Raw genomic sequence first — 14,720 nt, forward strand, 5'->3', positions numbered from 1 at the left:
GGGCCTCTTGCGATCAAAGCGTACCCGTACCCGGCCGTTAAAGAAACCGCACCTCATCGGCCGGGTACGCGTGCGACGCGTGGGTCGGTGCACCATCCGGGAGACGGACCCCCGGGACGCCGCCCGTGCGGGCGGTCAGCCGGCCAGGGCGTCGGCGGCGGTGGCGCTGCTGTCGCGCAGGAACGCGCGGCAGCGTTCGGCCTCGTCCTCCTCGCCGATGGCGGCGGCGGCGCGGGACAGCGCGTGCAGTGCGCGCAGGAAGCCGCGGTTGGCCTCGTGCTCCCAGGGGATCGGGCCGTGGCCCTTCCACCCGGCCCGGCGGAGCTGGTCCAGCCCGCGGTGGTAGCCGGTGCGGGCGAACGCGTAGGAGTCGATCACGCTTCCCTTGGCGAAGGCGCGGTCGGCCAGTTCGGCCCAGGCGCCCGGGTAGTCGGGGTGGCGCGCGGCGACCTCGAACGGGTCGACGCCGCCGTCCAGCGCCTCGCGGGCCTCGGTGTTGTCCGGCAGTTCCGTGGGTGGCGGGCCGCCGAGCAGGTTCTGGGTCATGCGGGTCATCGTAAGTCGACGCGCCCGGTCCGGATCAACCCGGGTCACGGCCGTGTTCCCGGCCGGGCCTGGAGCCGTCACCGGGCCGCGGCTACGATCGGCGGATGGTCATCCCGGACGGAGTCGACCAGTCCCGCCCGAGCCCGGCGCGGGTGTACGACGCCCTGCTCGGCGGCAAGGACCATTACGAGGTCGACCGGCAGGTCGCCGAGGCGCTGGTGGGGATCCTGCCGAGCATGCGGCTGGTCGCCGTGCAGAACCGCGCGTTCCTCGGCCGGGCGGTCCGGTACCTGGCGGGGGAGGCGGGCGTCCGGCAGTTCCTGGACGTCGGGACGGGCCTCCCGACGCGGGACAACGTGCACGACGTCGCGCAGCGGATCGCGCCGGCGTCCCGGATCGTCTACGTCGACAACGATCCGGTGGTGCTCGCCCACGCCCGCGCCCTGCTGACGAGCACGCCGGAGGGCGCCACCGACTACGTGGACGCCGACCTGCGCGATCCCGCCGCGATCCTGGAGCGGGCCGCGGGCACCCTCGACCTGAGCGAGCCGGTCGCGCTGCTGCTGGTGGCGATCCTGCACTTCCTGCCGGACGACGACGATCCGCACGCCGCCGTCGCCGAGCTGATGGGCGCCCTCGCGCCCGGCTCGTACCTGGTGCTCTCGCACGGCACCCCGGAGGCGAACCCCCGGGGCGTGGACGCGGCCGACGAGTACACGCGGAAGGCGCCCGGCACGGAGGTGACGCCCCGTCCCGCGGAGGAGGTCAGCCGCTTCTTCGACGGCCTCGTCCCCGTCGACCCGGGCCTCGGCTACATCACGGCGTGGCGTCCGGAGGGCCCGGTCCCGCCGCCCGACAAGGTCGGCCTCTACGGCGGTGTCGCCCGCAAACCGTCCTGACGCCCCTCTGGACGGCGTGGGTCCGGATCGCGCACGCCGTTGGGCGCGATCCGCACCGCTTACGGCGTCGCGGCCTGGGCGAGGTCGTAGACGGCCTTGCTCTGTACGCCGAACCCCTGCCCGACGGACCAGGGCCCCAGCGCCCAGGAGAGCGGGCCGAGGAGGTTCACGGCCGGCGCGTCGCCGGTGGAGTTGGTGAAGCGCGAGGTCACGGCGATCTGCGTGCCGGTGCCGGTCGCGGGGTCGAAGCCGGTGAGCCACGGGCCGCCGCTGGAGCCGGGCGACATGGCCGACGGCATGTCGTGCCCCATGTCGCCGAGTTGGGCGTCGTCGATGGACGCGTCGCTGTGCGCGTACATCATGGTGCGGCCGTCGTAGCCGCGCCGCTGGGCCGCCGGGACGCCGAGGTCGCCGTTGGTGCCGTCGTTGTTCTTCCCCCAGTACCAGTTGCGGATGTTGTCCGTCGGATAGCCGAACTGGTACAGCTGCTTCGGGTTGCCGCTGGCGCCGAAGGCGATGTTCTGCGCCCCGACGACCTGCCCGATCGGCCGGGACTCGCCGGGCTTGGCGACGACGGCCATCCCGACGTCGGCGCCGAGGGTCCAGTTGGAGTGCACGTGCCACTCGTAGGTGACCCAGGCCTGGCTGACGCCCCAGACGCCGTAGGGGGCGACGTCCGGGCCGGGCAGCGTGGTCCCGGGGGTGCCGCCGGGCACGTGGCGGGCCAGGCCCGCCCCGTTGAAGCCCGGGATGAAGACCGCGTTGTCGGCCTCGTACGTCCCGGTCGCGCCGTAGTTGGAGTCGACGCGGAAGCAGTGGCCGGCGGCGGTGATGACGCTCTGGTTGGCGCTGGTGACCACGTTGGCCGAGCAGGAGTCGTACCGCGTGTCGGAGGTGTTGCCGGTGTTGTGCATGTGGACGAGGAGCTTGCCGGCGGTCCGCGAGATCAGGCCGCCGGAGCTCCAGGGCGCGCTCAGGGCGTCCCAGCCGCCGGTGGGCGCGTAGGCGTCGGCGCCCTGGCCGTTCTCGTTGCCGAAGTCGTCGTTGAAGCCCGCCTGCGCGATGCGGTCGGTCGTCCAGTAGGCGACCTCGGCGGCGAGGTCCTGGTCGTGGGCCGCGCCCGCCGCGACGAGCGGCGGCAGCGCGTACGGCGGGGTGTCGTCGGCGTGGGCCGGCGCTGCGGCCAGGGCCAGTGCGGCGACGGTGCCGGCGAGTGCGCCGCCCACCGTGCGGCCTCGTCGAGTGATCATGCTGGGCATGGGACGGCCTCGTTCCCCTCGGACGGCGGCGGGAGGCGTCCCGATCATACAGACAGAACTGTTCATATGGCATGACCGATTCCTGCAAGCCTCGCCGGACCGCGCCTGCCTACGCTGACCTGGAAGGAGACCGCGAAGACGGCAGGGGGACGGCGTGGGCGACTCAGACCTCACCGGACTGGTCAACGTGGGCCGGGCGGTGGCCCGCTACTTCGAGCGCATCGGCATCACCCGCGTCGAGCAGCTCGCGGGCCGGGACCCGGTCGAGCTGTACGAACGGATGTCGGCCGCGTACGGGCAGCGCCTCGACCCGTGCCTGCTGGACACCGTCATGTCCGCCGTGGAGCAGGCCGAGGGCGGGCCCGGCCGCCCCTGGTGGCACTACACCCCCGAACGCCGGCGCATTCTGGCCGGGGGCGACGGGTCCTGACGTGCCCTGCCCGGCTCTCAGAGCCGCGCTGCGGCCACGGGCGGGGGGAGGGGGAGGCGGAACCGGGCGGCGCCCTCCTCGGTGCGCGAGCGGGCGGCGGGCCAGCCGCGCCGGATGAACAGCAGGGCGTCCCGGTTGGTGAGGATGACGTCGGCGCCGAACTCGGTGATGCCGCGCCGCGCGGCGAGCTGCGTCAGGTAGCCGACGAGGCCGCTGCCGAGGCCGCAGCGCTTCCAGGGGTCGGCGACCAGCACCGCGATCTCCGCCCGGGACGGATCGCGGACGTCGCGGACGTACTCCGCGATCCCCACCATCTCGCCGCCGACCAGCGCGACGAGGGCGTCGCGGTCCCAGTGGTCGAGGCGGTCCATGGCGGCGACGTAGTAGTCGGGGATGCGCGGCGTCCCGGAGAAGAAGCGGGTGTAGAGGCTGCTGCCGGAGAGCCGGTCGGACATCCGGACGAGCCGGTCGTGGTCCATGACCCCGTACGGACGGATCCGCACGTCCTCGGGTGTGGGCGCGGCAATGTGGGCGACGCTGCGCACATTGAGTTGCTTCATGAAACCCATTGGACCGCAGTGGGTTTCGTCAAGCAACCCTTAAACGGGTGAACGGCGCGTTGATTCTTCGTTCTAGGCGCCCGGGCCGGGCCGGGGGTCGACGTCCCCGGGCCCCAGCGCCGCGCCGCAGGAATCGCAGGTGAAGCGGGACGTGAGCGTGCCGTCGCAGCCGCGGTGCCCGACGATCACCGGCGGCCCGTCGGGGGCGTAGTGGCGGTCGCCCCACATCAGCAGGGTCATCATCGCCGGCCACAGCTCCACGCCCTTGCGGGTGAGGCGGTACTCGTGCCGCTCGGGCCGCTCCTGGTACGGGACGCGGCGCATGATCCCCTCGTCGCACAGCCGGGTCAGCCGGTCGGTGAGGACGTTGCGGGCCACGCCGAGCGCGTCCTGGAAGTCGTCGAAGCGGCGGACGCCTTCGAACGCGCTGCGGATCACCAGCAGCGTCCAGCGATCGCCGACGATCTCCAGCGCGCGGGCGATCGAGCAGTTCTGGCTCTCGTAGGTGCGGGGCAGCGCCACACCCCCGAGACTACCGAAGTTTCATCACAAAACGCGCGCCGATCTTCGCCCGCGGAGGAGCCGGTCGTCGCCCCTCCCGGAAGGCCGAAGCCCAGCTCACGCCACGGGCAGGCACGCGGAGCGAGCGCAGCGGGCCCGCCCGACGACCGACAGGCCGTTTCGCCGCGGAGCGCCAGCGGAGCGGGGAAACGGCCTGTCGGTCGCAACGGGGGTTCCAGGGGGTCGCCCCCCTGGGAAACTAGAGCTTCTTGCCCGCCGACTGGAGGTTCTCGGCGGCCTCGACGATGCGGGCGGCCATCGCGGCCTCCGCGGCCTTGCCCCACGAGCGCGGGTCGTACTGCTTCTTGTTGCCGACCTCGCCGTCCACCTTCAGGACGCCGTCGTAGTTGCGGAACATGTGCTCGGCGACCGGGCGGGTGAACGCGTACTGGGTGTCGGTGTCGATGTTCATCTTCACGACGCCGTACGACACCGCCTCGCGGATCTCGTCGAGGGTGGAGCCGGAGCCGCCGTGGAACACCAGGTCGAACGGCTTGTCCTTGCCGTACTTGGCGCCGACCGCGTCCTGGATCTCCTTGAGCACCTCGGGGCGCAGCTTCACCGAGCCCGGCTTGTACACGCCGTGCACGTTGCCGAACGTCGCGGCCAGGATGTAGCGGCCCTTCTCGCCGACGCCGACGGCCTCGGCGGTCGCGATCGCGTCGCCGGGGGTGGTGTACAGCTTCTCGTTGATCTCGTTGGCGACGCCGTCCTCCTCGCCGCCGACGACGCCGATCTCCATCTCCATGATGATGCGCGCCTTCGCGCACTCCTCGAGGAGCCCGGCGGCGATGTCGAGGTTCTCGTGCAGCTCGACGGCGGAGCCGTCCCACATGTGCGACTGGAACAGCGGCTCCTCGCCGCGCGCCACCCGCTCCTGCGAGATCTTGATGAGCGGACGCATGAAGCCGTCCAGCTTGTCCTTCGGGCAGTGGTCGGTGTGCAGCGCGACGTTCACCGGGTACTTGGCGGCGACGACGCGCGCGTACTCGGCGAGGGCGCTGGCGCCGACGACCATGTCCTTGACGGTGGACCCGGACAGGTACTCGGCGCCCCCGGTGGAGACCTGCACGATGCCGTCGCTCTCCGCCTCCGCGAAGCCGCGCAGCGCCGCGTTCAGCGTCTGGCTCGACGTCACGTTGATGGCGGGGAAGGCGAAGCCGTCGCGCTTGGCCTTGTCGAGCATCTCCGCGTAGACCTCGGGCGTTGCGATGGGCATTGTCAGCGTCCTTTCATACGCAGGGTGCCGCCGGGCATCCGGCCGGGCGGTAGCACCACGAACGACCGTCTACCCAGGTGAGCGGCCCGGGTCACACGGTCTCCGGTCTGGCATGCCGTCCGCCCTCAGTATCCCGTCGGGGTGCGCGTTCCACCTAATCGCGAGGTGCGGAAAGGTACGCTCGCAATGTGGATCTCACGACGATTCCCCTCGACATCACCGAGTGGCTGCATCCGACCGCCTGGCTGCAGCTGTTCGGGACGTTCGCGACGATCGGCGTGCTCGCCATCATCTTCGCGGAGACCGGACTGCTGATCGGCTGCATCCTGCCGGGCGACTCGCTGCTGTTCACGGCGGGGATCCTCACGGCGGTCTCGACCGTCAACGGCCAGGAGTTCCAGTCGCTGTCGCTGCCGTGGCTGCTGGTGGGCGGTCCGGTCGCGGCGATCGCGGGCGCCCAGCTCGGGCACTTCCTCGGCGCCAGCTACGGCCGCCGCCTGTTCGACCGGCCCGACTCCAAGCTGTTCCGGCGGGAGTGGGTGGAGAAGGCCGAGTACTACTTCAACCGGTTCGGGCCGGCCCGCGCGGTGCTGCTGGCCCGGTTCATCCCGATCGTCCGGACGTTCCTGAACCCGCTGGCCGGGATGCTGGGCATGGACGCCCGCAAGTTCTTCCTCTGGAACGTGATCGGCGGCGTCGTCTGGACGGACGCGCTGTTCCTGCTCGGCCACTTCCTCGGCTCCGAGGTCCCGGACGTCGAGAAGTACATCCTGCCGGGGGTCGCGGTGATCCTCGTCCTGTCGGTCATCCCGATCGTCCGGGAGATCATGAAGGGGCGCGGCGGTGGCAACGGTCCGAATAAGAATGACCGTGAAGAGTCACGTCCGTCGCTCAGGAGTGACAGTTATCGCTAACCTCCCCATGTGGGACGTCATCGGTCGGACCCTATAGGTCTCGCACGCATCGTGATCGCGGCCATCGCCGTGGTCTTCGCCTTAGCGCTTCTCGTGGTGGGCGGCATCGCACTGGTGAACGCGGTGTCCGGCTCACCGGACAAGGAGCGCCCCTCGGCGGGCCCAGCCTCCCCGAGCGGTCCGAGCACGTCCTCCCCCGACGCGTCCCCCACCGCGCAGACCCCGGCGGCGAGCGTCCCTCTGCTGATCCGCGTCACCGGCCAGCCGACCACGGTGATCGTCCGCGTCCCCGACACCGGGCAGGTGCTGACCCAGGGCGTCCACGACACCGGGGAGGTCCTCCAGTTCAAGGAGGACACCCTGGACGTCGTCGCGTACAACGGCGGATCGCTCCAGGTGAAGATCTACGGCAAGCTGCAGGCGGCGAAGCCGCCGGGGCAGCGCGCCACCTGGTACGTGCGCCCGAAGGCCTAGGAGAGGCCGAGGTCCTCGACGGCGTAGGGGTGCCGGTAGGCGAGGCCCTCCTCGGCGATGCGGCCGGCGGCGCCGCGCTCCAGGATCGTCGCGACGGCGACGACCTCGGCGCCGGCCTCGCGGAGCGCTTCGACGGCGGTGAGGACGGATCCGCCGGTGGTGGAGGTGTCCTCGACGGCGAGGACGCGGCGTCCGGCGACGTCCGGGCCCTCGATCCGGCGCTGCAGGCCGTGCGCCTTGCCGGCCTTGCGGACGACGAACGCGTCGAGGCGGCGGCCGCGCGCGGCGGCGGCGTGCAGCATCGCGGTGGCGACCGGGTCGGCGCCGAGGGTGAGGCCCCCGACGGCGTCGTAGTCCAGGTCGGCGGTCTCGTCCAGCATCACCCGCCCGACGAGGGGCGCGACGGCGCCGTCCAGGGTGACCCGGCGCAGGTCGACGTACCAGGACGCCTTCTTGCCCGAGGACAGCGTGAAGTCCCCGTGCACGACGGCCTTGTCCTTGATCTCTCGCAGCAGCTCATCACGATCGCTCACAGGAGGAACCCTATTCATCCGGCGCCGGGCCGCCGCAGCCGCCATGTACGGTTGCGGCGGGAAGGGGGACCATGACGCCGGGTTCCGTGGTGCTGCTGCACGCGCCGGGCGCCGCCGCGGCGTCCTGGGGCGACATGCCGGAGATGCTGCGCTCGTACGGGATGGACGTGATCGCCCCGGACGTGCCGGACGGCGCGGGGGCCCGTTACGTCGCCCGCGTGTCGCTGATCATCTCGGCGGCGGGGCCGTCGGTGCCGCTGGTCCTGGCGGCGCACGGCGCGGCGGGGCCGCTGGTGCCCGCGATCGCGCTGGCGCAGCGCGCGGCGCACCGTCCGGTGGGGGGTTACGTGTTCGTGGACGCCGATCTGCCGCGCCCGCCGGGCGCCGCGCACGACCACGAGTCGCTGCCGGGGCCTCCCGACTGGCCGGAGGCGCCCTGCGGCTACCTGCGCACCCACGCCGACCGGGCCGCCTTCCCGGACCGGGACGGGACGGTCAGGGAGGCCCGGCTCCGCGGCTGGGCCGTCGTCGAGCACGAGCCTCCCTCCGCCGCGGCCCAGGCGTTCAGCGAGCTGATCACCACGCTCTAGGCCGCGGCGGGCACCGTCAGGACGCGTCCACCTCGGGGGCGGGACGGTCGGCGCCGCGCAGCGTCAGCAGGGTGAGCAGCGCGGACGCGAGGGCGGCGGCTCCGCAGACGACGAAGCCGATGGAGTAGCCGTGGCCCACGGCCTCCAGGGCCATGGAGTGGACGGGCTTGAGCGGCGGCGCGGCGGCGGAGGCGCCGTTGATGCCGAGCGGGCCGCCTTCGTGCAGCACCTCCAGCGCGGCGTGCTTCAGGCCGGCGGGCAGCGGCGAGGCGTCGAGCTTCTCGGTGAACCCGGAGCCGGCGCGGCTGAGGGCGACGGCGCCGATGACGGCGGGGCCGAGGGTGAAGCCGAAGTCGCGCAGCAGGTTGGTGGTCGCGCTGGCCATGCCCTCCAGGTGGTGGGGGACGGTGTTGACGGCGGTCGCGGTGATCGAGGAGACCGTGACGGCGAAGCCGATGCCGACCAGGCCGAGCGGCAGGATCAGCGAGGTCATGGCGCGGTCGCTGATCGGGAGGGTCGCGGTCCAGAAGTCGCCCGCGGCGATGAGGACGAGCCCGCCGCCGGTGAGCAGGCCGGGCGCGACGCGGCGCAGGAGCCGTTCGGTGACCGGCAGCAGGACGAGGGCGAGGCCGTTGAGCAGCAGGAACGCCATGGCGGTGTGCATGGGCGGCTGGTCCTGCGCGGGGCCGAGCCGGATGCTGACCGAGTAGGCGGTGCCGAGGAAGCTGAACATGCCGACGACGGCGACGATCGAGGCGATGGCGAAGGACCGGTTGGCGAACAGGTCGAGGCGCAGCAGCGGGGAGCGGACGCGCAGCTCGGCGGCGACGAACGCGGCGAGGAACAGGGCGGCCAGCACGAACCCGGTGACGACGGGAGCGGAGCTCCAGCCGTCCTCGGGGCCCTGGATGATGGCGTAGAGCAGCGCGAACAGGCCGAGGCCGATGGTGATCTGCCCGGCCGGGTCGAGGGAGCGTCCCTCGGGGGCGCGGGAGTCGCGGGCCAGCAGGGTGCTGACGGCCGCGCTGATCACCGCGAGGACGGTGACGACGATGAACGACCAGCGCCACGACCCGTAGGTGGCGGTGATGCCGCCGAGCAGCGGGGCGAGGAACCCTCCGGTGGACAGGCACGCGGCCCACAGGGCGATGACACGCGCGCGCTGCGTGCCGCTGGACCCGGCGGCGAGCATCGCCAGCGAGGTCGGGAACAGGGCGGCGGCGCCGAGGCCGGCGAGCGCCTGGCCCACCCAGAGCTGGTGGACGCCGGAGCTGGTGGTGCTGACCAGCTCGCCGACCGCCATGAGCGCGGCGCCTCCGATGAGCAGCCGCTTGCGGCCGAACAGGTCGCCGAGCACGCCGAACGTCAGTTCCAGGACGGCGACGGGCAGCAGGAACGCGTCGGAGATCCAGGTGAGCTGGGAGCCGACGGGATGCAGGTCCTTCTGGAACAGGCCGTTGAGGGTGGCCGGGATCGCGATGCCGATCTGCGCGAGGCAGACCGCGACGCAGCCGGCGATCAGCGTGCCGCGCGCGAGGGCCGAGCCGGACGCGGACGTGGAGCGGGACGGGGTCTCCGCGGTGGTGGACACGTGGACTCCTGACGGGACGGGGTGGGGGTCAGCGGGGTGGGACGGGGTCGGGGTCGACGGGTTGGATGGTGAGCGGTGCGGGGGTCAGCGGCGCGCGCCGACGAGGGTGCCGGGCCGGTAGGCGACGAAGGCGGCGCCGTCGAGGCCGAGGGCGAGGGCGCTGCGCTGAAGCTGCGCGGCGCCGGTGCCGTTCCAGCGCCCGGTGGTGACCCGGTTCTGGACGGCGTGCACGGCGGCGACGGTCTCGGCGGTGGTGAAGTTGCAGTGGCCCTGCCGGGCGACGTACGCCTGGCGCAGCAGCGCGGAGCGTCCGGCGGCCCGGACCCGTCCGGCGAAGGCGTTCTCCTGCTCGACGGGAACGAGCTGGTCGGACGTGGTGTGGACGTCGAGCAGCGGGACGGTGAGGCCTTGGCCGGCGGTGGAGGTGCGGCGCAGGGACCGGACGGCGGCGGGGTCGGCGGTGACGTCGGCGCCCTTGGTGAGGCGGGTGAGGTCGCTGCCGAGGTTCAGCCCGGCCGTCCGGTAGAGGGCGCGGACCTGCGCGGCGTGCGAGGACCGCCGCAGCAGCGCGGCGTAGTCGACGCCCTTGTTCCAGGAGGTGTTGCCTCCGGCGGACAGTTCGATCTGGTAGCGCCCGCTGGTCAGGAAGGGCAGCAGGCCCTGCGTGAACCAGGCGTACTGCTGCTGCTCCTGGCCCGCGTAGTCGGTGCTGGCGGGCGGCTGCTGGTTCGGGGCCCAGCCGGCGAGGTTGAGGTAGGCGGAGGCGAGGGCGATCCGGGCGCGTCCCTGCGGCGTGGCCTGCGCCGTGGTGACGGCGTCGGTGAGCTTCGCGCCGAGCGCCCCCGCCTCGGCGGCGTCGGAGAGGTCGACGAGCCGGGTCCCGCTGCCGGGGCCGAGGAGCGCGGCGATCGCGTACTCGGCGTCGAGCTGGTAGTTGTCCAGGTCCACGCCGCCCGCGACGAGGCCGCAGAGGCCGAGCGCGCCGTCGACGCGGCCCGCGCCGTCCCGGGCGATCTGCGCGTTGACCAGTCCGCCCATGGACTGGCCGACCGAGATGACGTGCCGGGGGCGTCCGGCGGCGCCGCGGAACGCGTCGAGCGTGGCGAACTGGTCGCGTTCGGCCGAGGCGAGCGCCCACATCGAGCCGTTCGGGTCGTAGGACGAGCCCGCGAGCGCGTAGCCCTCGGCCAGCAGGGCGGTCCGGGCGCCGGGGCTCGGCGCGTCCTGTGCGACGAGGGGGCCGAAGCCGTGGCTGAACAGCAGCAGCGTGCCGTTCCAGCGGGCGGGGACTTCGGCGGTCCAGGCGGCTCCGTCGGCGAGCTTCCCGGAGTAGGCGACCGTGCCTGAGGACGTGGACGTGGACGTGGACGGGGCGGGCGCGGACGCGGCGGAGGCGGACGCGGCGGCGGGGACCGCTGGGGCGAGGGCGAGGACGGCGCCGGCGGCGGCGAGCCGTCCGAGGCGGCGGGCGGGGCGGGGCAGGGACATGAGCGGCTCCTGATCGGGAGCGTGCCGGAAGGTCGCCGCGAATGTACGGCTGATTCTTGACGGCTGTCAATATTGTGACGAATATCAGGGCATACGCCGTCGCACGCCGATGATCAGCGGTTTCAGCCGAGGGGAAGGGTGTCCAGGATCCGGGCCGCCTCCGCCGCGGCCGGCCGCTCCCACCGCCCGGCGAGGTCGCGGAACACCGTCTCCGCGCGCATCGCGGGCCAGCCCTCCGGCAGGTGCTCGGCCGGCAGGTGCGGGTCGCGGCGCACCAGCTCCAGCCAGTCGCTGTGCAGGACGAGCTGCCGCGCGAGGTCGTCGGGCAGCCCGATCGCGGCGTCCGGGCAGTCCCCGCCCGCCGCGGCCCCGTCACCGCTGCCCGGGGTGTCCCAGCGGTCGAGGAACGCCTGGTAGCGGGCGGCCATCGCGGGCACGTCGAACGCCTGCTCCAGCACGTCCCGCACCTCGGTCGGCGGCAGCACGCTCCCGCCGAAGACGCGGATGTGGGACTCCAGCCCGAGCCCGGCCACCGCCGCCGCGACGTCGACGGCGCCGGGCGCCACCCACAGGCCGTTCTGCAGGGGTCCGAAGCCCGCCCAGATCAGCCGGGACCGCAGGTCGTGCCGCTCGCGCCGCCAGTCCTCCGGCAGCGAGAACCCGACCAGCGTCCACTGGCCGTCCCAGTTCCGGTTCACCACGCCCGCGCGCCAGATCCGCGCCCGGCCGTCCTCCAGCACCTCGGCGGCGTGCGCGGACAGCGCGAAGTACATCTTGCGGCCCTGCCGGTGACGCTCCAGCAGCCCGCGCTTGACCATCCGGTTCAGCGACGTCCGGACCGCGTGCTCGCCGAGCCCGACCCGGCCGAGCACCTCGATGACGCTGCCCGACGACACCGCGACGGGACGCCCGAGCACGTGCGCTCCGAAGAACGTGAGCATCAGCGGGCGCGTGCGCGCCTCGGCGCCGGCGGAGTTGGGCATCCCCACAGCGTAAGGGCCTCCGGCCCCCGCGCCCTCCCCGGTCGTGCCCGCTCAGTTCTTGAGGAGGTCGTCCAGGAGCGCGTCGTAGTCGTCCTCTTTGCGGCCGAGGTCGATGCGGGCGCGGTAGCGCAACCGCAGCAGCGCCTCCAGGCTGTCCTCGGCGAGGGCGACGTCGTCGGGCCCCGGGGTGAACGACTCCTCGCCGGTGACCGGCGGCTCGTCGGGACCGCCGACGCCGGTGCCGACGGCGCGGTCGCGCAGGGCGAGCACCACGTCGGCGCCGTTGGTGGCCCAGTCGTGGGCGCCGGACGCGTCGCCCTGGGCGTACAGCACCTCGGCGACCGTGCGGTACACCTCGGGGTCGCGCGGCTTGTCGGCGCGGATCTCGTCGACGAGGGTGCGTGCCTCGTCGGCCCTGCCGAGCTCGAACAGGGCGTCGGCCAGGTAGGCGCGCGGGTCGCCGTACACCTCGCCGCCGTCCTCCATGGCCCTGCGGTACAGCTCGGCGGCCTTGGCGTGATCGCCGGCGTGCTGCCACTGCTCCCCGGCGCGCAGCAGCACGTTGGCGCGCGACACCCCGCCCGTCACCGACTCGGCCAGCTCGGACAGCCGTTCGGCCGCCGAGATGTGATCGCCGGTGCGCAGGGTGTCGAACTCCAGGTCGTCGAGATCGTCTTCCGTCACATGCGTCACGCTTCAACGCTACCCGCCGGCGGCCGGCCGAAGCGGGCGAATCACTGATGATCGTGCATTACCCGCCCGTATGCGTCCGCGGCGTACCGCCGTCACCTGCGGGAACGTTCGAGGGCGTCCCAGAATCCGCGGCGCAGCGCGTGCCGCACCTCGTCGTGGAGCAGGAAGTCGATGGGCAGCGAGGACCCCTGCAGGAGCCGGGCCTCCAGGTCGGAGGGCATGCGCGGCTTGCGGGCGAGGACGGCCTCGAGCCACAGCGCGGGCGCGTCCCGCGCGACGGACTCGCCGAAGTCCTGGCCCTCCTGGTGCGCGGCCTTCACGGCGTCCGCGAGGCTCGGGGTGTTCTGCTGCGCGGGGACGGGCGCGATCTGCTGCGGTCCGGTGTAGGGGCCGTGCGGCCGGCTCGACGGCAGCGGCGACGGCCCGGGCGACTGGGGCGGCAGCGTCTGCGGCGGGGGCGGCGGCGACGGGGACGGCACCGGCGACGACGAGGTGTACTGCGGGCCGCCGAGCGGCGGCTGGCTGGACGCCGGGGCCGGTGCGGACGAACCCGTCGCGGACGGGGCCTGGAGCGGCGAGGACGGCAGCGGCAGCCCGCCGGAGTTGAGCGAGGACGACGAGCCGAGCGAGGACGGCGAGCCGAAGCCGCCGCTCCCCGGGAGGGGAAGCGGCCCGGTGGGGACGCCGGTCCCGCCGCCGCTGCCGCTGCCGCTGCCGCTGCTGCCGCCGAGGCCGGGCGGCCCCGACGAGCCGTAACCGGACGATCCCGACGAGCCGAGGCTCGAGGAGCCGAGGCCCGAGGAGCCGGACGAGCCGTAACCGGACGCCGCGGGGCTCAGCGGCGGCTGCCCGCCGATCGGGGACGACGGCGGCGGGCCGTTGTGCGCGGTGGTCTGGAGCGGGCCGAGCGGCGCGCCGGCGCCGCCGGGGCCGTGGCCGTTGGAGCCGTGCCCGTTGGACAGCGGGCCAGCGCCGAGCGCGGCGATGCCCGAGGAGCCGGCCCCCGACCCGGTGTCGGCGCCGCTGAGCAGGTTGACGTAGGGGCGCAGGTGGCCGGCGCCGATCTCGATGAGGTCGTCGCACTCCTGGCGCAGCACCCGGGAGATCGTCCAGTTGCCGTCGACGGCGACGTGCACGACGGTGACGCGCAGGCCGAGGTCCTGGGCGTCGGAGACGACCTGGGCGAGGTCCTCGTCGCCGCTGACCACGACGGCGTCGGCGAGGGCGCTGTTGCGGGCGAGGGTCATGAGGTCGCGGTGGATCTCGCTGTCGACGCCCTCGCGGCGGCCGGGGCGGATGCGGCCGAGGCGGAGCTTGAGGCCGGGCAGGTCGGCGAGCGCGTCGTGCTCGGGGGCGCGGCGGCCCTCGACGGTGGCCTCGTACCAGTAGCAGCGCAGCAGCGGCATGCCGGTGCGTTCGCGCGCGAGGTTGCTCAGCAGCTGCAGGAGCCCGCCGAAGTCCCACGAGACGGTCTCGCGATGGCGGGTGCCGTGCACCGCCATGGCGCCGTCGGCCAGCAGGTAGCCGGCGTCTACGAACAGCGCGCAGCGATCCATGCGACACCGCCCTTCCTCTACACGGGAGCTCACAGGCCGGCGTAGTGACCTCGGGCGCCTATAGCGTAGTGAAGCCCGTCAGCCCCGTAGGCCAATACGGCGATTCGCACTCTTTCATGGCATACCGCCGGTTCGCGACTCCCCAGTAACAGCAAACTGGGAACCGCGGCGGACGCTACCAGCCGTTGCCGCCCCGCCTCGCCCTTCCCCATGATCTTTACGGGAAGGAGCAGGTCGCCGGTTCAGCCGTAGGGTCCGCGCGACCGTGTCTTCAACCGGCCATGGAACCGCCCCTGAAACCGGCCGTGGAACCGGCCGTGGAACCGGCCGTGGAACCGGCCGTGGAACCGGCCGTGGAACCGGCCGTGGAACCGGCCGTGGAACCGGCCGTGGAACCGGCCGTGGAACCGGCCGTGGAACCGGC

At 73.3% G+C, this 14,720-nt stretch carries 17 protein-coding genes; 5 read left to right on the forward strand and 12 right to left on the reverse strand.

Annotation, left to right across the window (positions count from 1 at the left end):
• Positions 1 to 135: 135 nt before the first annotated feature.
• Positions 136 to 555: a DUF3151 domain-containing protein gene (locus J4557_RS40240; protein WP_208272071.1), complete on the reverse strand. Its 420-nt coding sequence runs from the start codon at positions 553 to 555 to the stop codon at positions 136 to 138.
• A gap of 95 nt (positions 556 to 650) precedes the next feature.
• Between J4557_RS40240 and J4557_RS40245 the strand changes: the two genes are divergently transcribed.
• The gene (locus J4557_RS40245) at positions 651 to 1,445 is read left to right on the forward strand and encodes an SAM-dependent methyltransferase (RefSeq protein ID WP_208272072.1); all 795 of its coding nucleotides are present in this window, start codon (positions 651 to 653) and stop codon (positions 1,443 to 1,445) included.
• 59 nt (positions 1,446 to 1,504) lie between these two features.
• Here the strand turns inward: J4557_RS40245 and J4557_RS40250 are convergent, their stop codons facing one another.
• Positions 1,505 to 2,695, reverse strand: coding sequence for a trypsin-like serine peptidase (locus J4557_RS40250; RefSeq protein WP_208272073.1), 1,191 nt, complete (start codon positions 2,693 to 2,695; stop codon positions 1,505 to 1,507).
• A gap of 163 nt (positions 2,696 to 2,858) precedes the next feature.
• On the opposite strand from J4557_RS40250, the gene J4557_RS40255 reads away from it, so the two are divergent.
• Positions 2,859 to 3,134, forward strand: coding sequence for a helix-hairpin-helix domain-containing protein (locus J4557_RS40255; protein WP_208272074.1), 276 nt, complete (start codon positions 2,859 to 2,861; stop codon positions 3,132 to 3,134).
• A 17-nt stretch (positions 3,135 to 3,151) separates the two neighbouring features.
• On the opposite strand, the gene J4557_RS40260 is transcribed toward J4557_RS40255, so the two are convergent.
• The 3 genes from J4557_RS40260 to fbaA all read right to left on the reverse strand — a co-directional run bounded on the left by J4557_RS40260 (position 3,152) and on the right by fbaA (position 5,474).
• A complete protein-coding gene (locus J4557_RS40260) occupies positions 3,152 to 3,694 on the reverse strand; it encodes a GNAT family N-acetyltransferase (RefSeq protein WP_208272075.1) in 543 nt (180 codons plus the stop codon).
• A 72-nt stretch (positions 3,695 to 3,766) separates the two neighbouring features.
• Complete coding sequence (locus tag J4557_RS40265) at positions 3,767 to 4,216, reverse strand: winged helix-turn-helix transcriptional regulator (RefSeq protein ID WP_208272076.1); 450 nt, start codon at positions 4,214 to 4,216, stop codon at positions 3,767 to 3,769.
• 238 nt (positions 4,217 to 4,454) lie between these two features.
• Complete coding sequence (fbaA, locus tag J4557_RS40270; RefSeq protein ID WP_208272077.1) at positions 4,455 to 5,474, reverse strand: class II fructose-bisphosphate aldolase; 1,020 nt, start codon at positions 5,472 to 5,474, stop codon at positions 4,455 to 4,457.
• A gap of 188 nt (positions 5,475 to 5,662) precedes the next feature.
• On the opposite strand from fbaA, the gene J4557_RS40275 reads away from it, so the two are divergent.
• Together J4557_RS40275 and J4557_RS40280 are read left to right on the forward strand one after the other, a co-directional pair.
• Entirely contained in the window at positions 5,663 to 6,388 is a 726-nt protein-coding gene (locus tag J4557_RS40275; RefSeq protein ID WP_208272078.1) for a DedA family protein, read from the forward strand.
• Positions 6,389 to 6,439: 51 nt separating this feature from the next.
• On the forward strand, positions 6,440 to 6,862 hold the full coding sequence (locus J4557_RS40280) for a hypothetical protein (protein ID WP_307800489.1): 423 nt from the start codon (positions 6,440 to 6,442) through the stop codon (positions 6,860 to 6,862).
• Here J4557_RS40280 and pyrE read toward each other — a convergent pair.
• Positions 6,859 to 7,395, reverse strand: a complete 537-nt coding sequence (gene pyrE / locus J4557_RS40285; protein ID WP_208272080.1) for an orotate phosphoribosyltransferase — start codon at positions 7,393 to 7,395, stop codon at positions 6,859 to 6,861. The two genes, J4557_RS40280 and pyrE, sit on opposite strands and share 4 nt — an antisense overlap.
• 71 nt (positions 7,396 to 7,466) lie before the next feature.
• On the opposite strand from pyrE, the gene J4557_RS40290 reads away from it, so the two are divergent.
• Positions 7,467 to 7,985, forward strand: a complete 519-nt coding sequence (locus tag J4557_RS40290) for a lipase family protein (RefSeq protein ID WP_208272081.1) — start codon at positions 7,467 to 7,469, stop codon at positions 7,983 to 7,985.
• A gap of 16 nt (positions 7,986 to 8,001) precedes the next feature.
• On the opposite strand, the gene J4557_RS40295 is transcribed toward J4557_RS40290, so the two are convergent.
• From J4557_RS40295 to J4557_RS40320, 6 genes are all read right to left on the reverse strand, one after another.
• A complete protein-coding gene (locus tag J4557_RS40295; protein ID WP_208272082.1) occupies positions 8,002 to 9,576 on the reverse strand; it encodes an MFS transporter in 1,575 nt (524 codons plus the stop codon).
• 84 nt (positions 9,577 to 9,660) lie between these two features.
• A complete protein-coding gene (locus J4557_RS40300; protein ID WP_208272083.1) occupies positions 9,661 to 11,064 on the reverse strand; it encodes a hypothetical protein in 1,404 nt (467 codons plus the stop codon).
• Between the two features lie 122 nt (positions 11,065 to 11,186).
• On the reverse strand, positions 11,187 to 12,047 hold the full coding sequence (locus tag J4557_RS40305; RefSeq protein ID WP_243777112.1) for a PaaX family transcriptional regulator: 861 nt from the start codon (positions 12,045 to 12,047) through the stop codon (positions 11,187 to 11,189).
• A gap of 51 nt (positions 12,048 to 12,098) precedes the next feature.
• Complete coding sequence (locus tag J4557_RS40310) at positions 12,099 to 12,740, reverse strand: tetratricopeptide repeat protein (protein ID WP_307800490.1); 642 nt, start codon at positions 12,738 to 12,740, stop codon at positions 12,099 to 12,101.
• Positions 12,741 to 12,832: 92 nt separating this feature from the next.
• The gene (locus J4557_RS40315; RefSeq protein WP_208272084.1) at positions 12,833 to 14,296 is read right to left on the reverse strand and encodes an NYN domain-containing protein; all 1,464 of its coding nucleotides are present in this window, start codon (positions 14,294 to 14,296) and stop codon (positions 12,833 to 12,835) included.
• A 242-nt stretch (positions 14,297 to 14,538) separates the two neighbouring features.
• Positions 14,539 to 14,720 (reverse strand): hypothetical protein (locus J4557_RS40320; RefSeq protein WP_208272085.1); only part of this gene is annotated, 182 nt, incomplete at its 5' end.

This window comes from Actinomadura nitritigenes (assembly GCF_017573545.1).
Taxonomy (GTDB): domain Bacteria; phylum Actinomycetota; class Actinomycetes; order Streptosporangiales; family Streptosporangiaceae; genus Spirillospora; species Spirillospora nitritigenes.